22 protein-coding genes and 2 pseudogenes are annotated in these 25,469 nt (G+C 57.2%); 10 read left to right on the top strand and 14 right to left on the bottom strand.

Features of this window, described 5'->3' with window-relative positions:
- The 9 genes from FHX05_RS29300 to FHX05_RS29260 form a co-directional block, all read right to left on the bottom strand.
- Nucleotides 1-438, bottom strand: a 438-nt coding sequence (locus tag FHX05_RS29300; protein WP_183876360.1) for a DUF47 family protein, incomplete at its 3' end; no start/stop codon positions are given.
- 141 nt (nt 439-579) lie between these two features.
- The gene (locus FHX05_RS29295) at nt 580-1,632 is read right to left on the bottom strand and encodes a sn-glycerol-3-phosphate import ATP-binding protein UgpC (protein ID WP_183876359.1); all 1,053 of its coding nucleotides are present in this window, start codon (nt 1,630-1,632) and stop codon (nt 580-582) included.
- Nucleotides 1,632-2,480 (bottom strand): sn-glycerol-3-phosphate ABC transporter permease UgpE, encoded by an 849-nt coding sequence (gene ugpE, locus FHX05_RS29290; protein ID WP_183876358.1) that lies wholly within the window; start codon nt 2,478-2,480, stop codon nt 1,632-1,634. The genes FHX05_RS29295 and ugpE overlap by 1 nt, the downstream gene beginning before the upstream one ends.
- A gap of 9 nt (nt 2,481-2,489) precedes the next feature.
- Nucleotides 2,490-3,371, bottom strand: coding sequence for a sn-glycerol-3-phosphate ABC transporter permease UgpA (gene ugpA, locus FHX05_RS29285; RefSeq protein ID WP_112401257.1), 882 nt, complete (start codon nt 3,369-3,371; stop codon nt 2,490-2,492).
- Nucleotides 3,372-3,437: 66 nt separating this feature from the next.
- Nucleotides 3,438-4,760, bottom strand: a complete 1,323-nt coding sequence (gene ugpB, locus FHX05_RS29280; RefSeq protein ID WP_183876357.1) for a sn-glycerol-3-phosphate ABC transporter substrate-binding protein UgpB — start codon at nt 4,758-4,760, stop codon at nt 3,438-3,440.
- Nucleotides 4,761-4,905: 145 nt separating this feature from the next.
- Nucleotides 4,906-5,706 carry an inositol monophosphatase family protein gene (locus FHX05_RS29275; RefSeq protein ID WP_112610375.1) on the bottom strand — a complete coding sequence of 267 codons (801 nt, stop codon included), beginning with the start codon at nt 5,704-5,706 and terminating at the stop codon, nt 4,906-4,908.
- A 37-nt stretch (nt 5,707-5,743) separates the two neighbouring features.
- The gene (locus FHX05_RS29270; protein WP_112610373.1) at nt 5,744-6,808 is read right to left on the bottom strand and encodes an ABC transporter ATP-binding protein; all 1,065 of its coding nucleotides are present in this window, start codon (nt 6,806-6,808) and stop codon (nt 5,744-5,746) included.
- Nucleotides 6,805-9,042 (bottom strand): iron ABC transporter permease, encoded by a 2,238-nt coding sequence (locus FHX05_RS29265; RefSeq protein WP_183876355.1) that lies wholly within the window; start codon nt 9,040-9,042, stop codon nt 6,805-6,807. The genes FHX05_RS29270 and FHX05_RS29265 overlap by 4 nt, the downstream gene beginning before the upstream one ends.
- 90 nt (nt 9,043-9,132) lie before the next feature.
- Nucleotides 9,133-10,161, bottom strand: a complete 1,029-nt coding sequence (locus tag FHX05_RS29260) for an ABC transporter substrate-binding protein (protein ID WP_183876352.1) — start codon at nt 10,159-10,161, stop codon at nt 9,133-9,135.
- A 185-nt stretch (nt 10,162-10,346) separates the two neighbouring features.
- On the opposite strand from FHX05_RS29260, the gene FHX05_RS29255 reads away from it, so the two are divergent.
- The 3 genes and pseudogenes from FHX05_RS29255 (at nt 10,347) to FHX05_RS29245 (ending at nt 13,705) form a co-directional block, all read left to right on the top strand.
- Nucleotides 10,347-11,348 (top strand): LacI family DNA-binding transcriptional regulator, encoded by a 1,002-nt coding sequence (locus FHX05_RS29255; RefSeq protein WP_183876350.1) that lies wholly within the window; start codon nt 10,347-10,349, stop codon nt 11,346-11,348.
- Nucleotides 11,349-11,527: 179 nt separating this feature from the next.
- Nucleotides 11,528-13,213 (top strand): annotated as a pseudogene (locus tag FHX05_RS29250) (Na/Pi cotransporter family protein).
- Between the two features lie 96 nt (nt 13,214-13,309).
- Nucleotides 13,310-13,705: an NUDIX hydrolase gene (locus FHX05_RS29245; RefSeq protein WP_348648362.1), complete on the top strand. Its 396-nt coding sequence runs from the start codon at nt 13,310-13,312 to the stop codon at nt 13,703-13,705.
- Nucleotides 13,706-14,558: 853 nt separating this feature from the next.
- Here the strand turns inward: FHX05_RS29245 and FHX05_RS29240 are convergent.
- Nucleotides 14,559-14,783, bottom strand: a complete 225-nt coding sequence (locus FHX05_RS29240) for a hypothetical protein (RefSeq protein WP_183876346.1) — start codon at nt 14,781-14,783, stop codon at nt 14,559-14,561.
- 809 nt (nt 14,784-15,592) lie between these two features.
- Here FHX05_RS29240 and FHX05_RS29235 point away from each other — a divergent pair.
- The gene (locus tag FHX05_RS29235) at nt 15,593-16,306 is read left to right on the top strand and encodes an IS6 family transposase (protein WP_183876344.1); all 714 of its coding nucleotides are present in this window, start codon (nt 15,593-15,595) and stop codon (nt 16,304-16,306) included.
- A gap of 176 nt (nt 16,307-16,482) precedes the next feature.
- Here the strand turns inward: FHX05_RS29235 and FHX05_RS29230 are convergent, their stop codons facing one another.
- Genes FHX05_RS29230 through FHX05_RS29220 form a run of 3 tightly spaced genes read right to left on the bottom strand, consistent with a single transcriptional unit; the run spans nt 16,483 to nt 18,981 of the window.
- Nucleotides 16,483-17,805, bottom strand: a complete 1,323-nt coding sequence (locus FHX05_RS29230) for a HAMP domain-containing sensor histidine kinase (RefSeq protein WP_246699161.1) — start codon at nt 17,803-17,805, stop codon at nt 16,483-16,485.
- 29 nt (nt 17,806-17,834) lie between these two features.
- Nucleotides 17,835-18,500 carry a response regulator transcription factor gene (locus FHX05_RS29225; protein WP_183876340.1) on the bottom strand — a complete coding sequence of 222 codons (666 nt, stop codon included), beginning with the start codon at nt 18,498-18,500 and terminating at the stop codon, nt 17,835-17,837.
- A gap of 1 nt (nt 18,501) precedes the next feature.
- Complete coding sequence (locus FHX05_RS29220; RefSeq protein WP_183876338.1) at nt 18,502-18,981, bottom strand: PepSY domain-containing protein; 480 nt, start codon at nt 18,979-18,981, stop codon at nt 18,502-18,504.
- 577 nt (nt 18,982-19,558) lie between these two features.
- Here FHX05_RS29220 and FHX05_RS29215 point away from each other — a divergent pair.
- From FHX05_RS29215 to FHX05_RS29190, 6 genes are all read left to right on the top strand, one after another.
- A complete protein-coding gene (locus FHX05_RS29215) occupies nt 19,559-19,723 on the top strand; it encodes a hypothetical protein (protein ID WP_183876336.1) in 165 nt (54 codons plus the stop codon).
- A 260-nt stretch (nt 19,724-19,983) separates the two neighbouring features.
- Nucleotides 19,984-21,840, top strand: a complete 1,857-nt coding sequence (locus FHX05_RS29210; RefSeq protein WP_183876335.1) for a hypothetical protein — start codon at nt 19,984-19,986, stop codon at nt 21,838-21,840.
- Between the two features lie 339 nt (nt 21,841-22,179).
- Nucleotides 22,180-22,383 carry a hypothetical protein gene (locus FHX05_RS29205; protein WP_183876333.1) on the top strand — a complete coding sequence of 68 codons (204 nt, stop codon included), beginning with the start codon at nt 22,180-22,182 and terminating at the stop codon, nt 22,381-22,383.
- 227 nt (nt 22,384-22,610) lie between these two features.
- Nucleotides 22,611-23,492: a glycosyltransferase family 25 protein gene (locus FHX05_RS29200; RefSeq protein WP_183876331.1), complete on the top strand. Its 882-nt coding sequence runs from the start codon at nt 22,611-22,613 to the stop codon at nt 23,490-23,492.
- A gap of 1 nt (nt 23,493) precedes the next feature.
- Nucleotides 23,494-24,204 carry a polysaccharide deacetylase family protein gene (locus FHX05_RS29195; protein ID WP_183876329.1) on the top strand — a complete coding sequence of 237 codons (711 nt, stop codon included), beginning with the start codon at nt 23,494-23,496 and terminating at the stop codon, nt 24,202-24,204.
- A complete protein-coding gene (locus FHX05_RS29190) occupies nt 24,180-25,202 on the top strand; it encodes a glycosyltransferase (protein ID WP_348648361.1) in 1,023 nt (340 codons plus the stop codon). Before FHX05_RS29195 ends, FHX05_RS29190 begins: the two co-directional genes overlap by 25 nt.
- 189 nt (nt 25,203-25,391) lie before the next feature.
- Here FHX05_RS29190 and FHX05_RS29185 read toward each other — a convergent pair.
- Nucleotides 25,392-25,469, bottom strand: a pseudogene (locus FHX05_RS29185) (IS6 family transposase); the annotation flags it as partial.

Genomic DNA, 25,469 nt, shown 5'->3' with positions numbered 1-25,469 from the left:
GACATCAACAATCTCTTCGGTGAGCGCGCTGAGGCGGGAGGAATTGGCGCTCATGCGATCGAGAAGAGGAATTGCATCAGCCACCAGTTTTGCCGCCTGAACGATCGCGCCGCCCATTTCCTGCATGCCGGAATCGAAGCTATCCTGCTCGAACAGGCGGATTGTCTTGACCGTCTTGTGCATCATGTCGATCGCATCGTCCATTGACATGATGAGATCCTTGATATCGCCACGGTCAAAAGGCGTGATGAAGCTGCGCCGTACCGCAAGCAAAACTTCGCGCGTGATATCGTCGGCCTCGTTCTCGAGTTCGACGATGCGTTTGCAGTGCTTCTCGGTATCTTTGCCGCTCAGCAGTTCGCTCAGGGCTTCCGCGGCGCTGACGATTGTACGGGAATGTCGAGAGAAAAGATCAAAAAAACGGTCTTCTCTCGGCATCAGTCTACGAAACCAGTTCACTTTCCGCACTCCAAACAGGCGTTGTCATAAATCCGTCATAAATGACGAGGCCCGACATGGAAAGCCGAGACATCCGCAAAACGGCGCTCTCCGACAGTCTCATCACAAGATTTGAACTGCTTATGCGCGGTCTAATCGGTTCCCGTGACCGTCGAAGAAATGCAGGCTGTCGGCGGAAGCGGCAACCACGCATTCGGTGTCAATTGCGATCCGGGACCGCCCCGAAACCCGAAAGACGATGGTTTGGCCGTCCGCCAGGATACCGTAGACATAGCTTTCCGCCCCGACGAGCTCCACCGCCTGGACACGCGCTTTTGCGCGGAAAGCCGCATCGCTCGCGCCATCGGCCAGGTGAAGGTCCTCGGGCCGAACGCCGATCGTCGTGTCAGCGCCGATAAGGCGGCCGCCGGGCGAAAGCGCAATTGTGCTGCTTTCGGTAGATTTCAGAAGGTTCATGGAAGGCGAGCCTATGAAGGTCGCAACGAAGGTCGTGGCGGGTCGTTCATAGAGTTCGATGGGTGTGCCGACCTGTTCGATTTGCCCGCCATTCAAGACGACCAGGCGATCGGCCAGCGTCATGGCCTCCATCTGGTCATGGGTGACATAGACGCTCGTGGTCGCGAGAGATCGTTGCAGCCGTCTGATCTCGACACGCATTTGCACCCGCAGCTTGGCATCGAGATTGGAGAGCGGCTCGTCGAACAGGAACGCCGCCGGCTCGCGCACGATGGCACGGCCCATCGCCACACGTTGCCGCTGGCCGCCGGAGAGCTGACGTGGCTTGCGCTCGAGGAAAGATTCGATCTCCAGCGATCGAGCTGCCGACTGGATGCGCTGGTCTATTTCCGCAGCTGGCACATTCCTGTTCTTCAGACCATATGCCAGGTTCTGGCGCACGGTCATGTGCGGATAAAGCGCATAGTTCTGAAAGACCATCGCGATGTCGCGTTCGGAGGGTTCCAGACGATTGACGATGCGGCCGCCTATATTGATTTCGCCGGACGTGATGGCTTCAAGACCTGCGATCATACGCAGGAGCGTGGACTTGCCGCAGCCGGAAGGCCCGACCAGCACGACGAGTTCGCCGTCGGCGATATCGATCGACACGCCCTTGATTGCATCAACGTTGCCGCCATAGGTTTTGCGGACATCCTTGAGGGTGATCTCAGCCATTATTTCTCCGTCTCCACAAGACCTTTGACGAACCAGCGCTGCATCAGCACGACGACGAGAATGGGCGGGATGATCGCCAGGATCGCCGTCACCATCACGAAATTCCAGGGTGTCGCCGCATCGGCGAAATCCACCATTTTCCGCAGCCCAATAATGATCGTCGACATCTTCGCGTCGTTGGTGACGAGCAGTGGCCACAAATATTGCGTCCAGCCGTAGATGAAGAGGATCACGAAAAGCGCTGCGATATTGGTCTTCGACAGCGGCAATAGGATATCGCGCATGAAGCGGAAGGGGCCGGCATTGTCGATGCGGGCGGCTTCCAGCAGCTCCCCCGGCACCGTCAGGAAGAACTGCCGGAACAGGAATGTCGCCGTTGCCGACGCCATCAGCGGTAAAGTCAGACCTGCATAGGTGTCGATCATTCCAAGATCGACGATAACCTTGTAGGTCGGCAAGATGCGCACCTCCACCGGCAGCATCAGCGTGACGAAGATCATCCAGAAGAACACCATCCGCAGTGGAAAGCGAAAGAAGACGATGGCAAAGGCCGACAGGAAAGAGATCGCGATCTTGCCGGCAGCGATGACGACTGCAACGACAAATGTATTCCAGAGCATCCGCTCGAGGCTGACGCCGACCACGCGCTCGACACCGCCGTTCAGCGCCTCGCCATAGTTTTCGGCGAAATGACCGCCGGGCAGCAGCGAGATCGGCGGCCGCAAAATCTCGGCCGACGTCATCGTCGAAGCGACGAAGGTGTAATAGATCGGAAAGGCGACGATGATAATGCCGACGATCAGCATCAGATGGCCGATCAGATTGGCGATGGGGCGTTTTTCAATCATCGTCTCGCCTTACGCATAATGCACGCGCTTCTCGACGAAGCGGAATTGGAATGCCGTCAGCGCGATCACGATCACCATGAGGACGACGGACTGGGCTGCCGACGAGCCGAGATTGAGATTGACGAAGCCGTCATTGTAGACCTTGTAGACTAGGGTCTCCGTCGCCTTTGCCGGTCCGCCGCCGGTGACGGCATGGATGATGCCGAAGGTGTCGAAGAAGGCGTAGACCGTATTGACCACCAGGAGAAAGAAGGTCGTCGGCGCTAGCAGCGGAAAGACGATCGTCCAGAAGCGCCTATTGCCGCGAGCACCGTCGATGGAGGCCGCTTCGAGCAATGATTTGGGGATTGCCTGCAGCCCCGCGACGAAGAACAGGAAATTGTAGCTGATCTGTTTCCAGGCGGCGGCGACAATGACCAGCACCAGTGCCTGGTTGCCGTTCAGCAGCGGATCCCAGGCAAAGCCATTGCGGCGCAGAATATAGGCCAAGGTGCCCATGGCCGGGTTGAACATGAACAGCCAGAGCATGCCGGCGACGGCGGGTGCGACCGCGTAGGGCCAGATCAGCAGCGTACGATAGAGCGTCTGTCCGCGCACCACCTTGTCGGCAGCAGTGGCGAGCGCGAGCGCAACAATCATCGACAGCAGCGCCGTCGCGACGCTGAAAATCACCGTCACCTGCAGTGAATGCAGATAGGTCCCGTCAGACAAAATCGCGCGGAAATTCGCAAACCCCACGAAGCCGCTCTTCAGCCCGAAGGGGTCTTCGCGCTGTGTCGATTGATAAAGCGCCTGGCTTGCCGGCCAGAAAAAGAAGACGACCGTCAGGATGATCTGCGGTGCGACCAGGAAATAAGGAAGGATCTTGTTTGGAAAGACGACGCGCTGCACGGCGATCTCCTGTGATGGGAAACTGCCCGCAGCCTTGGTGGCCGCGGGCCAAACCGTATCAGTGCATCAGTTGCCGATGGCTTGCTGGATAGCGGCATTGCCGCGTTCGACGGCCTTGTCGAGTGCCGTCTTGGCATCTTCCTTGCCGGCCAGCATCGCCTCGAACTCCTCGTTCATGATGTCTCGCACCTGCGGCAGGTTGACGAGGCGAACGCCCTTGGAGTTGGTCGTGGGAGCCTTGCCGAGCATCTGCAGGATCGGCGTTTCACGGCCAGGGTTCTTATCATAGAAACCGGATTTCTTGGTTTCCTCGTAGGCGGCCATCGTCACCGGCAGATAACCGGAAACCTGATGCAGGCGCGCCTGGATCTTGGTCTGTGAGAGGAAATGGAAGAACTCGGCGATGCCTTTGTATTCGGTATCGCTCTTGCCTGCGAAAACCCAGAGGCTGGCGCCGCCCGGGATGGTGTTCTGCGGCCGGCCTTCACCATCATAATAGGGAAGCTGGCCGATGCCGTAGTTCATGCCGCTCTTGATGATATCGCCAAGGCCGCCAGACGATTCCGTCAGAATGCCGCATTCACCCGAGGTGAAGAGTTGCTTGGCCTCCGAGGTGCGGCCGCCGTAGCGGAAGGTGCCATCCTTGGCAAGATCGGCGATCGCTTGGAAATGCTGGACGAAGAGCGGTGCATTGAACGCCAGCTTGACGTCGGTGCCGCCCAGCCCGTTTTCGTTGGTGCCGTAGCTGACATTGTTCCAGGCTGCGAAATTCTCGGTCTGAATCCAAGTGAGCCAGGTCGAGGTGAAGCCGCAGGCCGATGCGCCGCTCGACTTGATCTTCTTGGCGGCCTCGAAGACGTCAGGCCAGGTTTTCGGCGGGTTCTCGGGGTCGAGCCCAGCCTTCTTGAAGGTGTCCTTGTTGTAGTAGAGGATCGGCGAAGACGAATTATGGGGGAAGGACAGCATCGTGCCGTCCGGCTTTGAATAATAGGAGACGATGCCCGACAAATATTGTGATTTGTCGAACGTGTAGCCCCCCTTCTTCAACACATCGGCCGCCGGCATGATCGCGCCTTCCGCACCCATCATCACGCCGCTGCCGGCGTCGAAGACCTGCAGGATCGCCGGCGCCTGCTTGGCGCGAAACGCCGCAATACCGGCATTCAGCGCTTCCGGATAGGTGCCCTTGAACACCGGAACAATTTTATAGTCCTTTTGGCCCTCGTTGAATTCCTTGGCCAGTTGCTCGACAACTTCGTTGTTGGCGCCCGACATTGCGTGCCACCATTGCAGCTCGGTCACTGCACACGCGTGCGACGTTCCTCCGAATGAAATTGCTGCCGCTACAAGGCAGCTCCACGCGAGGCGATTAGGCATTTTTCCTCCCATTATTATTCGTTCCGTCAAACGGCTTGGTCGATCCTCCTCGATCGGCCGACCCGCTTTGCGCTGCACTGCCGCCGGATGTGACGATCAACTTGCAAGCGCGTTCATTTAAACTAATGCTTACTCAACTGTTGTCTACCGGGAAAACTTATAAGCCAGCTATCTTTTTCAGATCGTCGATCGCACCCGGGGCGGCACCCAGAACCACCGATCCCTTGGTCAGACGTTCGCCTTCCGTCGGGAAGGGATGGTACCAGCCGCCGGCTTCCTTCACGAGGCAATAGCCGGCCAGGCAATCCCAGGCATGCATGTATGGTTCGTAATAGCCGACCAGGCGGCCGGCGGCGACATAGGCGAGCATCAGGGCGCCCGAGCCGTTGCGGATGAAATTGCCGCCGGCTTCGAGAACCTGCTCGACCATTTTCGCGACGAAGGCGGGTGAGACATGATTGTTGGCGCCGATGCCAGTCACGGCGTTGCGGATATTGCGCGATGCATCCAGCTTGAGGCTCTTGCCGTTCAAGGTGGCACCTCTGCCGTGCGCGGCGACGTAAAGCTCATCGTGGCATGGTGCCGAGATGACGCCGATCACGGGAGTGCCGTCACGCAATACTGCGATGGAAACGCACCAGTTGGGCATGCCGTTGACGAAGGGGCTCGTCCCATCGATCGGGTCGACGACCCAGGTGTAGCCGGAGGTGCCGGTTTCCAGACCATATTCCTCGCCGAGGATGCTGTCCTGAGGATGCGCCGTATGGATGCTTCCGCGGATGAGATTTTCAACCTCCCGGTCGGCAATCGAGACAACATCCTGCAGGTCGCGCTTGGTTTCGATGATCAGGGTCTCGCGCCGCTTGAAATAGTCGAGAGCGAGATTGCCGGCCTCGCGGGCGATGGTCTCGGCAAGAACGAGGCGTGCTTCGAGATCGGCGAGGGTAACGGAGGTCATGCAGCTAGGTCCTTAATCGTCTGATGTTTGACGGCAATCAGCCGCCGATGACGGCAATGCCGCGATCCTTGAAAGCGATCGTGACATCGGTGTTGGGAGGAAGGGCGGAATCGACCGTTGCATCGACAACGAAGAGCGATCCGCGATCGGTCTTTACCTCGTACTCGACGTGATCGCCGAGATAGGCGGAATGAGTGATCTGGCCATTGAACTGGCCGTTGCCTGTTCCTGGCGTCAGAATGATCGCGTTCGGCCGCACAGCGAGCTGCGCGGAACCGCATTTGACCGAACGGCTGTTGACCCTGTGGCGAAGTCCCTGGATCGTGATCGTGACGCCATCGCCGTCGGTTTCGACGACATCGCATGGCACGACATTGGCTTCGCCCATGAAGTCGGCAATGAAGGCGGAGGCTGGCGTATCGTAGAGCTCGCGCGGTGCACCCTGCTGCGCGATGCCGCCATCCTTCATGACGATGATGCGATCGGATACGGCAAGTGCTTCGTCCTGGTCATGGGTCACATAGACGGCAGTAAAGCCAAGCCGCTGCTGCAATTCGCGGATATCCGTCCGGACGCGCCGGCGCAGCCGAGCATCGAGATTGGAAAGCGGCTCGTCGAGAAGCAGCACCTGAGGTTCGACGACGAGCGCACGCGCCACGGCGACACGCTGCTGCTGGCCCCCGGAAAGTTCGGCCGGAAGACGCGAGCCCATGCCGGCAAGGCCGACAAGGCCAAGCGCACCTTCCGCCTTCTCGCGTGCGTCCCTGCGTTTCATGCCGGAGGATTCCAGTCCATAGGCGACATTGTCGAGCGCCGTCATATGCGGAAACAAGGCATAGCTCTGGAAGACCATCGAGACGTCGCGTTCATTGGCCGGAAGCATGGTGACATCCTTGCCGCCGATCAGAATGCGGCCGGAGGAGGGGTGTTCCAGCCCCGCCAGCATGCGAAGCGTCGTCGTCTTGCCGCAGCCGGAAGGGCCGAGCAGGGTGACGAGCGTGCCGGGCTCGATGGTGAGCGACAGATCGGGAATGGCCGTGAACGCGCCGAAGGTTTTTCGAACATTCTCGAAGACGACGGAACCGGGAGCCTTCGGATTCATGCGGTTTTCTCCTGAACGATGGATGCGGGCGCGGTCGGCGACGGCGTCATCGCGACGCGGTTTACGCGCCGCAGCCGCCTTTCTCCGACGAGCAGCTGGAACCCGGCAATGACTGATATCATGACGACGATAAGGGCGGAGGAATAAGCGATTGCGATGCCATACTCGCCGTTTTCGACCAGGCCGACGATATAGGCCGTGGACATGTTGTACTGGGCGCTGACGAGGAAGATAACGGCGCTGATCGAGGTGATGGCCCGTACGAAGGAATAGACAAGTGCTGCGGTAATCGCCGGCCGCAGCAGCGGCAGAATTACTTTCCGGATGGTGCGCAGGCTGTCGGCCCGCAATGTCAGCGATGCCTCGTCGAGGCTTTTGTCGAGCTGGCTCATGGCGGCAACGCCGCCGCGCACACCGACCGGCATGTTGCGAAACACGAAGCAGGCAATGAGAATGAGCGCAGTCCCGGTCATCTCCAGCGGCGGCAGGTTGAAGGCCATGATGTAGCTGATGCCGATGACCGTGCCGGGGATGGCAAAGCTCATCATCAGCGCGAATTCGAACAGGCCGCGCCCGACGAATTTCTGGCGCACGATCAGATAGGCCGTCAGAAGGCCGACGGCAGCCGTCAAGGGCGCGGAGATCAGGGCGATCTCCATCGTCGTCCAGAAGGAGTTCCAGGCAACACCGGTCCAGGCGATGCCGCCATCGTCACGTAGGCCGATCGAGAAGGCCTTGAAGTAATGTTCCACCGTCAGCGTGTTGTCGAGACCCCAGGTGCGGACAAAGCCGCCGAAGAGTATCATGACGTAGACAACGACGGTGAACACCATCCAGGGGATGACGAGCGTATGGACCGCGATCGAGAGGCCGCGGGGCAGGGCGCCATGAGCGCCCGAATCTCCCTTGCCTGTCACCGTCGCAAAGCTCTTGCCCTGTAGCCAGAGGCGTTGCGCGAGGAAGGCGCTGAGCGTGAAGACGAGCAGGATCATGGCAAGGACTGCCGCGCGCGACGGATCGTTCTGTGCGCCGACGACACTGAAGAATATCTCTGTCGACAGAACCCCGTGGCTGCCGCCGAGAACCATCGGATTGCCGAAATCCGCCATGCTTTCGATGAAGCCGATCAGGAAGGCGTTTGCGAGACCCGGCTTCATCAGCGGCAGGGACACGCGCCAAAACGTGCGCCAGCGATTGGCGCGCAGGGTCTGTGACGCCTCTTCCATCGACGGGCTGACGCCTTCGACCACGCCGATGAGGACAAGAAAGGAAATTGGCGTAAAGGAAAGAACCTGCGCGATCCAGATACCCGTCAGGCCATAGAGCCAGCGGCTGGGTTCGGTTCCGAAGATCGAGGCCGCAGCTTGGGTGACGACACCGGCCCGTCCGAACAGCAGGGTCAGCGCCAGACCGACTACGAAGGGCGGTGTGATGATCGGCAGGATCGTGAGAAGCCTCAGTCCCTTCTTGAAGGGAAAGCGGGTGCGAGTGGCGACAAGGGCAAAGCAGAGCCCAAGTAGCGTCGACGCGCCTGCCGTCAGGATCGCCAGCAAGAGTGTGCGCCAGGCCACACCGCAACGGTCGCCGCCAACCACGCAGCCAAGACTCCAGATCGACGGATCCTGGATGTTCGTCGTGAAGCCGCCGGGATCGAACGATCCGTCGAATGACTGGAAAGCGCCGACAAACATGCTGCCAACGGGATAGAACACAAAGATCGCGACCAGCACGACCAGCATGGTGACGGCACTGACAACGAAGGCATCGCCCTTCATTACGCCGCGTTCGGCAAGGCCAAATGAAAAGAGCAGGACGAAGACGATGCCTAGGATAATGGCGCCGGCACCCATCGCTGGTTGGCCGTCCGCCAGCGCACCGAAGATGGTCTCGCAGATCGACCAGCTCCAGCCCGCCGACGTGATCGCGAGTCCCTGCAGCGACAAAAAGGCAAAACCCAATGCACCGGCAAGCGTCATGAGCGCGCCGCGCGACATCGGACTGGATATGAAGCGCGCGATGCCACCGAGCATTAGGAGCCCGGCGGCGATCGCGAGCCACCATCGGCCGTGGCTGGCAATCTGCAGGATCCCAGGCGCTGTGGAGGGGTCGCTTGGAAAGCTGCCTAACCAGCCAAGGCTGAAGAAGCCGCCCTCGATGCGATACCATGGGAGTAGTATCAGGGCAGCAGTACCGAAGATCAGCGCAACATCCAGCCGGCGTTTGCTATTGGTCATGGTCGGATTCGCATCCCATTCAGCAAAATTCAGAGATGAAGCAGGTCGGATGTGCGAGGAACCGGCCTGCGAGGGCAGTCGAAAAAGCCGTCAGTTGGCCTTGGCGCCGATTTCCTTGTCCCATCGCGCAAGCAGGGCCTTGCGGATCGTGGGATCGCCGTATTTCTTGAAGTCGTAGTCGATCAGCTTAATGTCCTCGAACTTCGGGGCTTCCTTCGGAACGGCAGCCGACTTGTTGGAGGGAAGCTGATAGGACTTGGCATCCTTCATGTGCGATTGCGCCTCGGCGCTGAGCGCCCAATCATACCACTTCTTGGCATTATCTAGATTTCTGGCGCCCTTGATGATCGACATGGAGCCAATCTCGTAGCCCGTGCCTTCGCACGGTGCGACCGCCTTGATGGGAAAGCCTTCGACGGTCTGTGCAACCGCGTCATGCATGAAAACGATGCCGATCGTCGATTCCCCGCGAGCAGCCGCCTTCACAGGGGCGGAACCAGACTTGGTATATTGCGAGACATTGGCATTGAGCTTCGATAGGTAATCGAAGGCCTTGTCCTCGCCCATGATCTGCACAAGTGTCGCTAGCGTGTTGTAGGATGTCCCCGACGAGTTCGGATTGGCGATCTGGATCTCGCCCTTATAGGAGGGGTCAGGAAGGTCGGCCCAGCATTTGGGCTCCTTCAAGCCCTTCTTCTTCAAGATGTCCGTGTTATAGCCCCAGCCAAGCGCTCCCGCATAAACGCCGACCGTACGGAAATTGGCGCTTTCTGCCTGCTTCTTCGCCCAGTCCTGAAGCTGATCGAAAAGCGGTGATTTATATTCCAGCGTCAAGCCCTCGGCTGCGGCCTGCAAATGCGGGTCGCCGGTTCCAGCCCACCAGATATCCGTCTTTGGATTACGCGCCTCGGCGCGGATCTTGGCGTACGTTTCGCCGGCCGAAAGCCGAACCATGTTGACCTTGATGTCGCTCTGCTTCTCGAACAGCCCCTTCATCAGATCGCAGACTTCGGGATCGGCAGAGCAGATCACATTGAGATCGCCGGCTGCATGGGCCGACCAGGCAATAAGAGATATTCCCGCGGCAAGGGTTGCCGCAGCCATGTTGATCAATCGCATGATGTCCTCCCTGCTATGCGGCGCCTCCACGCCGAGCGCTTTTTGCAAGCGTGTGCAAATGCTGCATTGCTCGGCTTGCGCTGTCAACCCGAATTGTCACAAAAGTTTCACAATGCCGCCATGATCAATGTGTTGCACGCGATTGCAAACTATGATGAAGTCTTGTGGCGAATAGGGGAGGCGCCGTGTCGCAACGAGATTTTGTCAGCGCTGAGGAAGTGGCGCAGCGCGCAGGTGTTTCGCGCTCGGCGGTCTCGCGCGCCTTCACGCCGGGGGCGAGCGTCTCCGAGGCTACCAGGCAGAAGGTCCTGCAGGCGGCGGAAGAGTTGGGATACCAGGTCAATCATCTTGCCCGTGGGTTGATGCGCAACGAAAGCGGCATCGTCTGCCTCATCGTTTCGGATGTCGCGACACCCTATCGCTCCGCCCTTCTACGCGAACTGACGCTGCACTTGCAACTTGCCGGAAAGGTAGCGATGCTGATCAATACCGATCGTTCCGACGGCAGCGTCAATAAAGCGCTGCAGCAGGCGATCCGCTACCGGGCCGATGCATCCGTGATCCTTTCAGGCCTGCCGGACAAGTCGATTACGCAGCTCTGTCTGCGGAGCGGACAGCGGCTCGTATTGATCAATCGCGATGAAGATCAGTCGGGGCCGCTGCACATCAATCTCGACGACCGCGAGGCAGCCGCACGTGTGGTAACGGCGTTTGTGCGTGCTGGCTGCGCGCGGCTCGCCTTTGCGAATTCTGAGGCCGGTACGCCAAGCCTCATGGCAAGGGAGGAGGGCTTTATAGCCGCCGCTCGCGAGCACGGTCTTAGTGTCGTGGTGGAAAGGCATGGTTGGACCGGATATGAGGCCGGTCAGATCGTGGCACAGCGCCTGCTGACACGAAAGGAGCGGCCCGATGCCGTCTTCTGTGCGACCGATCTGCTAGCCTGTGGCTTCATGGATGCCGCTCGCCATCAGTTTTCCTTGTCGATCCCGCAGCAGCTCTGCGTCGTCGGTTTCGACGACATCGAACAGGCGTCCTGGTCTTCCTACCGGCTGACCACGTTTTCGCAGCCAGTCACGGCAATTGCACGTGAGGCCGTAACCTGGTTGGCCGAAAGCAGCATTGTCAAGGGCAAGTCTTTGACAATGCAGGCGGACCTCGTCTGGCGCGACACGATCAGAGGCGGATAGGGGGGCCATATCCCGTTGTTTATAAAACAAAAAATTTGATTTATGACAGTTTTATGACAATCCGCCCTTGCAAAAGGCGCAAAGACAAAGAACATAGTCGGCTAATGAAAGTTTACAATCTGCAATCTTGATTCCCAGCGCCTGTCTCGGGAGAGATCGCAGGCTTATGGAGGACCATTATGGCGCTTATCCTCGGCCTCGTTGCTCTGGCCGGCCACATCGCCCTTCTGCTCTGGGGCACGCGTATGGTCCAGACCGGCATTCAGCGCGCCTTCGGACCTGATCTGCGGTCTTTTCTGGGCCGCGCGCTTAGCAATCGCACCAAGGCGTTTTTTGCCGGGATCGGCGTCACTGCCATCCTGCAGAGCAGCACGGCAACCGGCCTGATGGCTTCCGGCTTCGCGGCCGGCGGCCTGGTGGATCTCGTGCCGGCGCTTGCCGTCATGCTGGGAGCCAATGTTGGCACGACCCTGATCGTCCAGGTGTTGTCTTTCAATGTCGCGGCGGCTTCCCCGGCGTTGATCCTGATCGGCGTGCTGATGTTCCGCCGAACCGGGAATTCACGCGTGCACGATCTTGGCCGGGTTATGGTCGGGCTTGGCTTCATGCTTCTGGCGCTGCATCAGCTTCTCGACCTGATGACTCAGTATGAGGGATCGACGGCGCTGGCTTATGTCCTCGATGCGATTGCCGCGACGCCGGTGCTGAGCATGCTCCTTGCCGCTATTCTGACATGGGCCGCCCATTCCAGCGTGGCCGTCGTGTTGCTCATCATGTCTCTCGCGAGCAAGGGCCTTGTCGATGTCGACCAGGCTTTTGCGCTCGTTCTCGGCGCCAATCTCGGAACCGCGATCAATCCGCTCATCGAAGGGCAATCGGGGACCGATCTATCGGTGAAACGCCTACCCATCGGCAATATGATGACACGCATTGTCGGCGTCGCCGCGCTGATTGGCTTTCTCGAACCGGTCACGCGCCTGTCGGCGCTGGTGGATAGCGATAGCGCCCGCGCCGTCGCCAATTTTCATACCGCCTTCAACGTCGTTTTGGCCATGGTGTTCATGCCGCTATTGCGGCCCTATGCCGATCTCCTGACCAAATTGCTGCCGCGGAAGATTGACGAGGCCGATCCGACGCGTCCCCGGTATCTCGACCCGGCTGCCAAGGAGACGCCTGTCGTCGCGCTTGGCGCAGCAGCACGGGAGGCATTGAGATTGGTCGATGTCCTCTCCGAAATGCTCGCCGGCGCCAAAGCTGCCCTATCGGATACGGATCGAAAGGCGCTGACGTGATTGCGGTCGCTGGACAATATCCTCGACAGTCTGAATGCGGCCGTAAAGACCTATCTCACCTCGATCGATCCCGATGAACTCGGCGAGGCCGACAGACGACGCCTGAACGAGATCCTGCTGTTCTCGATGAATATGGAACACGCCGGCGACGTTCTCGATCAGAACCTCTTGCCGCATCTGGCCAAACGTCTGCGCCGGGGTCTGAACTTCTCGAAGGAGGGCCAACTTGAATTGGCGCGGCTGTTCGATCGATTGCAGACGAACCTGCGCACGACGGCGGCCTTGCTCATGACCCAAAACGAGAGCACCGCTCGCATGCTGGCGGAGGAGAAGGTTATCTTTCGCAAAGCGGAACGCGAGGGTACAGAGGCTCATTTCCAGCGCCTGCGGCAAGGCGGGATCGAGACCGTCGAGACCAGTTCTCTTCACCTCGACCTGCTACGTGATCTCAAACAGATCAATTCCCATCTGGTCGCCGCTGCCGCCTATCCCGTTCTGGAGGAGCGCGGCGAACTCCTGCAAAGCCGGACTCCAGGCCCAGCTCCGCAGGCTGCAGCAACGGTGCATGACTAAAAGACCTATCTCAGCCGTTTGGCGGACGCGGCAGAAAAGCTCTTCGCCGGTCGGTCGATCGAGCAATATGCCGCGATCTGCTATAGGCGCTCGCCGGTGCTGAAAGATGTAGAAATCCTGCTGATCACCTCGCGCGATAGCCGGCGTTGGATCATTCCAAAGGGATGGCCGATCGTTGGCAAGCTGCCGCATCAGGTCGCCGAACGTGAGGCCTGGGAAGAGGCCGGCGTCAAGGGAAAGGCCAGGAAGAAGAGTTTTGGCTATTACACCTATTTGAAGTCTCTCGATACCGGCGATACTGTCCCCGCCGTCGTTCAGGTTCATCTGCTTGAAGTCGCCGAATTAGTCGAGCGCTTTCCCGAGCGCGGTCAGCGCCACCTGCAGTGGTTCTCGCCCAATGAGGCCGCCGCTCATGTCCGCGAGCCAGAGTTGAAAAGCCTGCTGCGCAGGGTCGATATGGTGCTCAAAGAGAATAAGAAAAACGAGGTATGAGCCCTCCGAATGGGAGGACGATTGGCCTTAGCGCCTCGCTGATTTCCAGAAGACAAGCAGCCATACATATGCGCTGATTGTTCGTTCAATCCGCAATGTAATTGACTCAATGCAATCATGGCAATGGGAACAAAATGCTGCCTCTATGGATGCCGAAGGTGTCTCGCAAGCACGCTAGGCAGTTCGGCGTCTAGAGTACGCCATTAGGCCTTGTGATTGCTCGCGGGGCAGACATTGCTTTTCTGATAGTGCAGATGAATTTGGGTGCGTTCTCTCCGGCGACCAGGCTGATCAGCTCCTGGAGTTCGGGTTCGCGGATATGAGCCAAAGCCTCCGCTACGGGCGGCCAAAAACACTGCCTGCGGCAGCGTGGTTGAAAGCCTGGTATTTGACCCTCAACAAATGGACCAACACAGTGAGTGGATTCCAGGGAGACCCTCGGCGATAGCTATAATTACCAATCGACGTCTCACTGATCCGCCCGGTAACACCTGCTTTCTCAAGTGCGTTCCGCTGGGCAGTAGCTCGTACTTGCCGATACTGCCCTTGGAAATTGCCCAATAATCGGTATCGCCGCTCGAAACGAGCAGCACCTCAATCTCTCTGCCATTGCCGATGCGCCAGCAAATCGTACCGAATTGACTGGCCTTTCGGAACGGAAGCGCCTCTAACGCCTCCGTATCTCTTGCAAACTCGGACGATTAGGATCCTATCGATTTCACCTCGCAGGTGAAAGAATAGGGCGGTAGCTGAATTTGAAAACCAGAGAACAACTGAGCTGGCTTCAAGCTTGCGATAGCTCCCACTCTTTTTCGAACTCGTCCGCGAGATCGTTGAGCGGGTCGTCCACCCATCAAAACTCTTCCCAATCGGCCTTTTCGGCGATGGCCGCATTGCCGGAGAAACTATTATCAAACTTGCGGCCGAGTGCCCGTGCCGGTGATACGACGGGCTTTACAGCTCCGACGACCAGCCGTGGCGCCATCGCAGGCTGAAGCTTGAACCGGCCAATGAGATCGCGAAGCATCGTAACCTGATCGGCCAGGCCGTTAGTGGCTGCGGTCGACTCCTCCACCATGGCGGCGTTCTGCTGCGTGGCCTATTCCATTCGGTTCTCCATGAGACAATGGCTCTTACGAAGATGAACTGGAACAATACTCAGTTCGATGGAGTGCTGCCAATAACTACGCGGGCTGCCCTCAGGTAGGAGAAATCCTGAAGTAGATTCCGGATGGAATAGACGCCGACCCGCGCTATCGATTCAATATGTGATAGCCAACTTGATCAGAAGGCCCCTCTTCGACTTCTTATGCAAATTCGGAGCTCGTTAAAATATCTATGAATCATAGGTATTGCCGAGCATCAATAGGAGGGTCGGAGGTTCTGATCTCTTCAAGGCGTGATGTTGGAATCATTGACCTATCGTTGCGACCGACGGAGTGCCATATTTCATGGCATCCTGCGCAAGCTGATCTGTCGCGGCAATATATATCGAGGTTAACCCTTTCTGGCCAAGCTGCTTCAACCACAGTTGAGGCTCTTCCAGCAATGGCAACGACTCCGCCAGGACCTCTGCACGCCTCGCGTCAATAGCCAGGATCGATCCGAACCGCTCACGATGCGCGCATCAAAGCCGTTGGGTATCGCTGTCGGTGCTTCGACGTATGGACCGAGTTTGATCAAGGGAAAGCCTGTCTGCACGCGATGGAAGAAGCCGGCCATAATTTGCTGCGCTTCTTCGGCACCCAGTCCAATATGGACCGCGACACCGGCATCGCGCAGCTTCCGGAAGCCTTCTCCGTTCACGCGCGGGTCAGGACCCTGTACTTATGCGAACGGTGGCGTCGCGTTAACGGATTTTGCTGAGCGAAATGATATCCGACCAGCATGACCGAAGAGCCGCTTACCCATTACCGCCGCCATCGCTTTCCAGCCGAAATTATCGCCCATGCAGTCTGGCTCTATTATCGGTTTCTGCTGAGCCTGCGCGACGTCGAGGACCTGCTTTCCGAGCGCGGAATTAACGTCTCGTTTCAGACCGTCGCGGAATGGGCGGCGAAGTTTGGCCTCAAATTCGCTTATCAACTACGGAGGCGATGGCGCGGCAACCTTGCCGCCAAGTGGCACCTCGACGAGATGGTCGTCTCGATCAAGGGCAGGAAATATTGGCTTTGGCGTGCCGTAGATGCTGATGGTTATGTTCTCGATGCTCTGTTGCAAAGCCGGAGAAACAAAAAGGCAGCTCTTCGGCTGATGCGCAAGCTACTCAAAGGGCAGGGCGTCATGCCGCAAGTGATGGTAACCGACAAGCTGCGCTCTTACGCCGCCGCAAGGGCTGAGGTGATGCCAGACGTCGAGCATCGCTCGCATAAAGGATTGAACAACCGCGCTGAAAATTCTCATCTTCCGCTGAGACGACGAGAGAGGCGCATGATGCGCTTCAAGTCGACGCGACAATGCCAACGTTTCGTTTCAGCCCATGGCCAGATCGCCAACCTCTTCCACCTACATCGGAAACATCACACTGCCGCAGCCCACCGCCAACTCCGCGCCGATGCCGTCACAACCTGGCGTGAAATCGCATCGTCCAGCGTGCTCTGACGTTCGGCGCACAAGCCCCTCCATCAGTTAAGGCGACGCCACCCCGACCAGCGATAGGCGTCATCGACGTCGGGTGTCAGGCAAAGTGTTGAAAAGATCAACGAATAGGAGCGTGCGTGCACGGCCTCCATGAAGGAGTTCTCTCCTCTCCATTCGCGCGAAATAGCGCAAGTTCGTCAATCAGCGACCGGCAAGCGGATTGTCACCTCGAGCCCTCCATATTGGGACCGTTCGAAAGCAATGGTTCCATTGTTCAGCGATACGATCTCGCAGGCAATCGCCAGGCCAAGGCCGGTACCTGGGTTTGTCTCGTCGAAGCGTCCGCCACGCCTGCCGATCGTGCGAAGATCCGCCGATTGAATGCCCGGCCCGTCGTCGGATATCCGCAGTTCGACAACCGCCGCGTCCTTCTTGGCCTCTACGCTAACCCGTGAGTTTGCCCACTGTGCAGCGTTCTCCAGGATCACGCCGACAAGCTCGATCAGATCATTCGCATCAATATCGACATGCAGACCATCGATGACGTCGACCACCCAGTCGAGGTGCTCGCTGGTACGCGTTTTTTTTAGGACTGCGATCGCGCGTGGAACGACGTTGCTCAGCGAGGCGCTGAGAGCGTGCATCCGGACGCGCTGACGCAGCCGAACGAGACGCAACTGATAATCTATGCGGCCGCGCATCTCGTTCGTCAGGTCAATGATCGTAGCAGCGCTATGCTTGTCACCGCTTTCTTCGAGTTCGTAAGCAATTGTGCCAAGCACAGCGAGCGGCGTTTTCAGGCCATGCGCAAGATCTGAAGCACGCGAGCGCGCAAAATCCATCGATTTCTGCTGCAGTGACAGCAACGCGTTCACTTCGCTGACAACAGGTACCACCTCCAGCGGATAGGTGGTATCGATTGAGGACGCGGCGCCCTTACGAATGCCCTCAATATCCTGGCGCAATTTCCTGAATGGCGACAGTCCGAATTGCACCTGCAGAATTGCAGCAAACACCAGGACGCTGCCGAGGATTAGGAGGGCCACGGCCAATTCACGCCCAAAGCTTTTGATCGCCTCATCAAGGATCGATCGGTCCTGAGCTACGATGACCTGGAAACGTCGCTCGCTTTTTGCTTTCGCAAAGCGTGCCGTCAAGGAAAAGGCAAGCAATGATTGTCCCGCGGGGCCATGAACGTTGGAGAGCTGTCCGGCTTCGCTTGGCGTATCCAGCTTGAGGACATGGTCCCAAAGCGAGCGGGAGCGGATCATCTGCTGCGAGCCCAGATCCGTGATCTGCCAGTAGAGGCCGCTGATGGGAGTATCGTAGCGTGGATCAGGCAAGGAGCCGATAAGCACCGGCGCAGCATCGCGCGCATCTGCATTGATCAAAGCGACGAGACGCGACATCGTTGCCGAGAGGTCAGCAGAAGCGCTGCGTTCGACACTCTTCGTGAATAAGTAGCCGATTGTGACGCCAGTCAGGACCAGCGCTATGGCGATCCAGATGCCGGATCCCAATATCAACCGAATCCTTAAGGACCTAATTCTCAACGATCAGCCCCACCGAGAATGTACCCAAAGCCGCGTCGCGTCGCGATGATATCGGCGCCCAAGCGTTTCCTTAGGCGGCCGATGAGCACTTCGACCGCATTCGACCCGCCTTCGAAGTTCTCGGTATAAAGATGTTCGGCTATCTCAAGCTGCGAGACGACGCGGCCGCCCTGATGCGCCATAAAAGCAAGCAGCCGGTATTCCTGTGGTGTAAGTGAGATCGGTACGCCCGCGCGTGACACTTGTCTCATTCGCGTGTCGAGAACAAGCTCGCCGATCTCAATCTGCGATGACGCAAAGCCGCCCGCTCTGCGGACTATCGCGCGGAGACGCGCTACGACTTCTTCCATACGGAAAGGTTTGACCACGTAGTCGTCGGCACCCGACTCAATTCCCTCCACTCGCTCGTTCCACTGCCCACGCGCGGTGAGAATCAACACGGGAACGTTACGCCCCGCTCGACGCCAGCGTTTGAGGATCGTCAAACCATCCAGGGTCGGAAGACCGAGATCGAGGACCACCGCATCGAATGCTTCAGTGTCTCCACGAAACCAGGCATCTTCTCCGTCCCTGGCATATTCAGCGGCGAAGCCGGCACTCGACAGGGCCGTACCAAGCGAGTCGGCGATGCGGCGATCATCTTCAGCTACAAGGATCCGCATATTATCTTACCTTTATCAATTCACCCGTACGGGCATTAAAAATGTAGCGGCGAACTTCGCTGTTGGTTTCGAGCACCTTCAACTCATACCGGAGAAGGCCTTTGACGGGATGCAGGCGCGTATCGATGATCTGTCCTGTGGTCAAATGCCGGGCGATTGCGATGATGTCGTCCAGCGGAAGAGCTTGATTGCTTTGAACCGCTTCGAGGGCGCCGTTTGGTCCATTAAACCTATCGTGGCCTCCGTTGCGCTGAGATTCGTCGGAGTCAGACTGCCCGTCGCCTTTAGAATCTCCAGGATCGCCTCCACCATCATCGTCGTCATCGCCGGAATTCGAACTCGAATCTGTCCCGTCGCTTCCCTGGTCCGAAGAGCCTTCCGATTCGCCCGCATCGGCGATCTCGATATAGCGACCGTCGCCAGCGGCTTCCTGCGCGCGCACCACGGCTGGAAAGTGCAACGCAACGGCAATTATTGCCAACCGTGCGAATACTCTCAGGAGCCGAAAACACACACACCTTCTCCTCAAATCGTCAGGACCGTTCCGCGGAGCAGCTTAGACGAGCAAAGCTGACATTTCGCTGACAACGCTCTCACGGGTTTTTCAGGCACTATCGATTATACCTGCGAACACAGAGGCAAACAAACCGACTACAAAGCGAGTGATTAGACCATGCAGCCGCAGCAACCTTGTAGCGATCGCTCGAAGGCGGGCCTCTTCGACATGTCAACCGCGATAACAGCTGAGGGAATGCGATATGCAAACGCTATTTCGCTTTATTCCAATCATGACCTGTGTGGCCGCGTTAATTGCCATGGTTCTGTCGCTGTCGATCATCCGGCCACCGCACATACGCCGGCCATTTGGTATTTTCGGGCACCATCGAACGTCCCAGGTGCCATCGTACCAAAGCTCCGGAGGCGGATCCTCAATGAATGCAAACACGGCGGTCTCGCGCCAACAGCACGCCCCTGGCGGCGGTCCGCGAGATCGCGGCGATCGAAATACTCCAAACTAGGCCATTTCGACGCCGGACAAGAAACTAAAGGAATACAATATGCAAACGCTGTTTCGCTTTGTGCCGGGCATCATCTATATGGCCTCGCTATTGGCCATCGTTTTGTCGATGCTGGTCGTTCGAACACCATACGCGAACGCGCGATTTAACCCACATTGCCAGCACGAAACCTACTCTGACTGCGAACTCGTGCGCGCAGATTGAGATGTAGGCGCGGAAGGCCCTTTCAATCGCAATCATTGTTGGTCGAAGGTGCTGAAGATGCAACGCTTCGTTTCGCTCACCCGAATGGTCATGCGGGGTTGATGGCTGTCGCCTGTCGCCTCCTATCTTCGGCTTCAGATCGAAAGGGAGCCTTTCCCGCGCTTTCGATCTCTCTCACGAAAATCCGCTTTGAAACGATGAATACCACTCGTCGCTCGATCACGGGCGTGAAATCCAAGCACGCGTTCGGAGGCGCTGACATGAATTCCAACTTGTTCCTAAACTCGATTTTGAGAAGAATAGTATCAGGCAGCTTGATACTCGCGATTTCCGGTTACGCGGCAGGTTCGATACCGATTGCCGCGATGATCTATGTGGCTCAGGCGGCATTCGCGTCTCCCGCCGGTGCAGCGCCCAACGCCAAACGAAACGCTCGGGGACTACTATCCGACATGCGTGCCTCTCTCGGTATGATTGCCAAAAGCTACAAGGAAGCTTCCGGCCCAAGACACCGAAGCACTGCCAGTGTTCTCGAAGCTGTTGCCCTCGCGACACGCGCAACAGAGCGCTTGGAGGCTGCACTGGCGACTCCAAACAGCAGGGCGATCGCTGACGCGACCGGCAACCTGTCAAAGGCGATCGGTGAACTGCAAACGCGATATGCCTTGACGGTGTCGCAAAACAGCCAAGCTGCGCAAGGCATGCGCTACCTAAACGCGGCATGGAAGAGCTACTGTTCCGGATATATTCTCTCAAAGCCGGCGAATGAAACCAGAGCGGTGAGCAAGGCTGAAATTCGAGCTCTGCGAGAAAGGGTTAATCTTCTCGAAAAACGCGTAGCCTCTCTGGAAGACCAGGTTGCCAACAACGCGACCCTTCGGCGGGAGGTAGTGCGGCTGAGGCACGACCTTTCCTATTACAACGACCGACCCGACGATTACTGGACTTATCAAAGCATGCTGCTCACGCTCACGGTAGTGTCAGGATCCTTCGATGCATTCTCCTATACCGCGCGAACCTATTACCCAACCTATTATGTCTATTTCGAGCCGATTGTTCCGGAATTCGAAGTCTGGCATTCGTATTGGGATGGATACTACGATGGTTATTATGCCGACAGAAATTCTCTGTGGTATGACGAACCAACGATAATCGACGATCCTCTAGTTGAAATAAACCAGATTGAAGTCAACCAGGATATTACTTACCAGACAATTTATAATATAACGAACGAGACCCGCGTCGAATACGAAGCATTACCCCGAGAGAGCTTAGCTGAAATCGATATTCCTGCTACGCCAGATAATGCTGTCTTTACTGTGCAGGAGCTACAACAGCCAGAGCATGGCAGTTCCGCTGCAGAAATGAGAGAGACCGCTCCAGTTAATGCTAATCTGAACGATGATATATCCAAGCCGCATGAGGCAATTGAGCCGCGGAACGATAAGGCGTCAGACGTGCATATACTGGAGGGGGATGCGAAGCTTCCAGATAGTGCGGAAGGACGGCGTGATAGTACAGAGGTTGAAGTCGTTCCCGGAGATGAACTAGATAATGTCCATACCAGATCCAAAGATGAGCCTCAGAAACGGGACATCTCGTCAGAAGAGAAAGATAATGATCTTGATCAGGTTGGAAAAGACGACGGGAATCCTCAACAGCAGATAGACCAATCGGTCGATACGAAAGGACCCGCAAATGTGGACACGCATCAAGAGCGTGGGAAACGTCCAAATAGTGCAGATGAGAACGTCAATCCTGCCAATGATCAGGATAACGGGGTTGCCCAATCCGAAGATGGGCCTCAGAAACGGGATGTCTCGTCCGAAGAGAAAGATGACGATCACGATCACGATCAGGTTGGAAAAGATGACGGGAATCCTCAACAGCAGATAGACCAACCAGTCGATGCGAATCGGCCCGTAAACGTGGATATGCATCGTGAACACATGAAACTTCCGAATGGCGCAGATGAGGACGCCATTTCTGTCAATGATCGGGATAACGGGGCGGCCCAATCCGTAGATGTGCCTCAGAAACGGGACGTCTCATCCGAAGAAAATGACGACGGCTCTGATCAGGCGGGAAAATCCGGGCGGGCTCCTGGCGGCAGATAGGATTCAAAGACTCATCCGAAACTGCGCAGGTGCGTCTCGATCAACGCCGCCTAAGTCGGTACCCCAGCATTGATAGAGACGTGGTCGACCTCGGAGCCGCGCTCTCAAAACGTCGAAATTCGACAATGAGCCGCTGGGCGAGACCGAGCGTCAGAATCCCGGTGCCGCAATAATGCCGCTGTTTCTCAACGTGTTCGCAACACTAGTTCGACAGAGCCTACATCGTTCGCAGCTATCACTATGGCGTCGCTGCATTGGAGCAATGCAACGAAGGAACAGGCTGATCGGTTTCGGCCTAGTGCGCAACGAACCGTGAAACAAACCAAGGAACCACAGCACATGAAAAAGATCACGCTCGCCGTTTCCGCAATCATCTGCGCTCTCGCGTCGGTTTCGGCACATGCCGGCTCCACCACTTCGAGCCCCGGAAACACGAAGGAAAATGTCAAGACCTTGAACGGTCAGAGTTCGAAATCAGAACCTCAGAAGGATGCGCCGCTCTTGAAAAAGCAGAATCCGGCCGCCAAGGGTAAGACAAAATAGCCAAACGGATTTTATTCACACGCCAATCCCGTTGCGCCTGGAAGAAAGGCGCAACATCCCAATGGGAGATGCTCGCAGGACCATCTCGTTGAGCGCGGCGTGCCTTACAGTGTTAGACGCCCATCCCGTATTTGCATCAAGCGTCAGCCTACTCTCCACGCAATCTGGATATCACGGTGATCTGACACTTCTCCAGAAGCATAATCCAGACGTTGAAAGGGAAGATCTTGGAACAAGACAACACCGTCCCAGCGAGCAAGCGGGCGATTACTGCACGGCGAGCGCGTCATTCTGATTGCGGAGAATCCCTGCTCAGTTTCTCCTCACAATTCGGGCGTCAAGACAGCCTATCCACAACGGGGCTCCTCATTCACCTGCTGCGTGTCAAACAGCGGCGGCAGCATGCTGAAAATCTGCTGAAACTTCTTCCGTTTTCCACATCGATTTTGCCCGCGGTCGATGGTCGTCTGCTCTCGAAGCGGGAGTGTCAAGCGTTCTATCAACGCCAGTTGCATCAGCCTTTCTATCCCTTCGAGCTTACCAGTGCCGAGATCGGTTGCTTCCTTTCGCACCGGAAAGCGTGGCAGGCAATTGTCGATCAGAATATCGATATCGCCTTCGTCATTGAGGATGATATCGAGCTTGATGACGATTTTTACAGGGGCCTTGCACTGGCGCTCGCTCATATGGGGCCCGACGATCTTATACGGTTCCCGATGCGTAGGGGGCGTGAAAATGGTCGCCAGATCGTCAAAGCCGGCAAGATCGCCTTGATCGAACCCAACTGCCCGGGACTTGGAATGGGAGCGCAACTGATCACCCGTGGCGCGGCGATCAAGTTGCTCAAGGCGACCGAACAAGTGGATCGTCCCGTCGATGTGTTCCTGCAGATGTTTTGGTTGACGGGCGTCATACCGAAGTCGGTCACGCCCTCCGGCGTTCACGAGATTTCTGGCAGCCTGGGTGGGAGCACGCTTAGACAACGCAAGCCGGTCCTGCAGAAATGCATCCACGAGATCCTGCGTCCGCTTTATCGCCGCAGGATCAAACGGCTCGCCCGATTGGCTGGTAGACGCCGTATTCCGTCCTCTGATGTTGGGGCGAGATAGCATGTCGATATCGATTTTAAGATATAGTCAGATCGCTGATCCCGCTGAGCAGGGTATCTATCTGCGCTATCGGACCGTGTATCCCAGCATTTTTCGCATCCAGATGCGACGACTGAAGAGACTGGGATTTATCGGATTGTCCCTGCGAGATCTGATACCGTATTTGCGTGGAGAAAAGTCGGGCAAGGTCTTTGGCATCACTTTTGACGGCGGCTTTCGGAGCGTTCACACTTATGCTTTGCCGACTCTTCAAGAATTGCAGTTTACAGCGACAAGTTACTTTGTCGCGAACCAGGTTGGCGGATTCAACATCTGGGATTCACCGGTCGGCGCTCCGTACGCGCGATGCATGTCGAAGGCAGAGGTACGCGAGTGGGCTCAAATGGGCCAGGAAGTCGGTGCCCACAGTCTTGATCATATCCAGCTGACGGAAGTCTCTGTCACCAAGGCAAGACACCAGATCAATTTCGCCCGTTATAAGCTCGAGGATATGTTGGGAACTTCGGTCGACAGCTTCTCCTATCCGTATGGAGCTGTGTCTGAATACGTCAGAAGTCTCGTTGAGCAGGCCAATTATGTCAGCGCGACCACGACCTTCAGCGGAAGGATCTTACCCGAGGATGACATGCTGTGGCTACCACGACAGACGGTTCGCCAAGTGGATAGCTGGCTTACCGTGATGAGCAAATGCGCGCTCAGCGAGATCCTATGAAATTATTTCCGCTTCATGCAGCAGGTGGCAGCCAGAGAACGGTTTGCGTGGGGACCGTCACGCGTGCAAGGCCACAAATGCTATCAAATCTTCTGAAATCCTATAGCAGGCTGAACGTGCCTGAGGGAATTCGTCTCCATTTCATCATCATTGAGAACAATGAAACGGCTTCGTTGGATCAAGCCGTCGAGAGTTTTCGAGAGCAGGTACCGGGGTCGACCGTTCAATACGAGCTGGAGACGCGGCTCGGGATCGCCTTTGCTCGCAATCAGGCCCTTGAGGCCGCCCTTGCGGCGGGTGGCGATATACTGACCTTCGCGGACGACGACGAAACCGTCGAGGAAGATTGGCTCGCGCAACTGCTTGCTGCGCGGGACGCTCAGGATTGCGATATCGTCGCATCGCCTGTCAGGCTCGCGCCGCCGCCGGCAAGTGCCTCGTCATGGAATAGGATGATTTGGTCCGGAATGAACAGAATAAATCGCAATAGCGAGGCGAAATCCATTCGTCTCTTAGAAATGGGGAAAGCCAAGCACATCAAGCTGGCAACCGGTAGCTGGATGGGAAAGCTGGAATTCTTTCGCCGTACCGGCCTTCGTTTCGACAATACGCTCGGCTTGGCAGGTGGCGAGGATTGGCAATTGTGGACCGATGCACTGAAGCTCGGCGCCCATACGACATGGACACCACATGCAATTTGCCACGAGACGGTTCCCGTCGAGCGTTTGACACTCCGGTACCAGTACAGGCGCTCTCGAGATCACAGCAGCATCTTGATCGAAAGGCGAAACAGCAGGGACTCAAAAACAGGTTCGCTGCAGACGTTCGCTTCGATTTTGGGCCGAGTGTGGACGCTAAGCTATTGCATTTTGGCGGCGCCTTTGACCGGTGGCAGGACATTGGTGCGCGGGGCATCGTGCTTGGGCAGCATTGTCGGGCTGCTGCGGGGTCGTCTCGGGTACACATCGCCACATTATCAGACGACCGATGGTTTCTAGCTGCCAAAATTGCAAATCAGGAGCCAAGAGCCACCTTTACCAATTTGTCACCGAGCCGTCGTAGCGTGTCCAATGCGGCGCCTCCCAGAATTTGAAACTCTGCTTCCTGGCCAATTCCTCGTTCACCTCGATGCCTAGGGTTCTGTTGCAAAATTTGAGGTAGTCGCGTCGACCGATTGCCACGGCTGCTCAGAACGCGGCAGCCAGGCTCTCAACCTGATTAGAGATTGACGGGTTGGCAGCGTAAGCGTCCTGCAGTTGGCGCTT

The organism is Rhizobium sp. BK491 (genome assembly GCF_014194925.1).
Lineage (GTDB): Bacteria > Pseudomonadota > Alphaproteobacteria > Rhizobiales > Rhizobiaceae > Rhizobium.
Note: the sequence above shows the minus strand (reverse complement) of the source record. Positions and strands in the feature narration are given on the sequence as shown.

What these genes read in the sequence shown, in the direction of transcription:
- FHX05_RS29295 (WP_183876359.1), bottom strand. Translation starts at nt 1,632, where the DNA reads ATGGCTGAGATCACCCTCAAGGATGTCCGCAAAACCTATGGCGGCAAC.
- ugpE (WP_183876358.1), bottom strand. Translation starts at nt 2,480, where the DNA reads ATGATTGAAAAACGCCCCATCGCCAATCTGATCGGCCATCTGATGCTG.
- ugpB (WP_183876357.1), bottom strand. Translation starts at nt 4,760, where the DNA reads ATGGGAGGAAAAATGCCTAATCGCCTCGCGTGGAGCTGCCTTGTAGCG.
- FHX05_RS29275 (WP_112610375.1), bottom strand. Translation starts at nt 5,706, where the DNA reads ATGACCTCCGTTACCCTCGCCGATCTCGAAGCACGCCTCGTTCTTGCC.
- FHX05_RS29270 (WP_112610373.1), bottom strand. Translation starts at nt 6,808, where the DNA reads ATGAATCCGAAGGCTCCCGGTTCCGTCGTCTTCGAGAATGTTCGAAAA.
- FHX05_RS29265 (WP_183876355.1), bottom strand. Translation starts at nt 9,042, where the DNA reads ATGACCAATAGCAAACGCCGGCTGGATGTTGCGCTGATCTTCGGTACT.
- FHX05_RS29260 (WP_183876352.1), bottom strand. Translation starts at nt 10,161, where the DNA reads ATGCGATTGATCAACATGGCTGCGGCAACCCTTGCCGCGGGAATATCT.
- FHX05_RS29240 (WP_183876346.1), bottom strand. Translation starts at nt 14,783, where the DNA reads ATGGTGGAGGAGTCGACCGCAGCCACTAACGGCCTGGCCGATCAGGTT.
- FHX05_RS29235 (WP_183876344.1), top strand. Translation starts at nt 15,593, where the DNA reads ATGACCGAAGAGCCGCTTACCCATTACCGCCGCCATCGCTTTCCAGCC.
- FHX05_RS29225 (WP_183876340.1), bottom strand. Translation starts at nt 18,500, where the DNA reads ATGCGGATCCTTGTAGCTGAAGATGATCGCCGCATCGCCGACTCGCTT.
- FHX05_RS29215 (WP_183876336.1), top strand. Translation starts at nt 19,559, where the DNA reads ATGCAAACGCTGTTTCGCTTTGTGCCGGGCATCATCTATATGGCCTCG.
- FHX05_RS29210 (WP_183876335.1), top strand. Translation starts at nt 19,984, where the DNA reads ATGAATTCCAACTTGTTCCTAAACTCGATTTTGAGAAGAATAGTATCA.
- FHX05_RS29205 (WP_183876333.1), top strand. Translation starts at nt 22,180, where the DNA reads ATGAAAAAGATCACGCTCGCCGTTTCCGCAATCATCTGCGCTCTCGCG.
- FHX05_RS29195 (WP_183876329.1), top strand. Translation starts at nt 23,494, where the DNA reads ATGTCGATATCGATTTTAAGATATAGTCAGATCGCTGATCCCGCTGAG.
- FHX05_RS29190 (WP_348648361.1), top strand. Translation starts at nt 24,180, where the DNA reads ATGCGCGCTCAGCGAGATCCTATGAAATTATTTCCGCTTCATGCAGCA.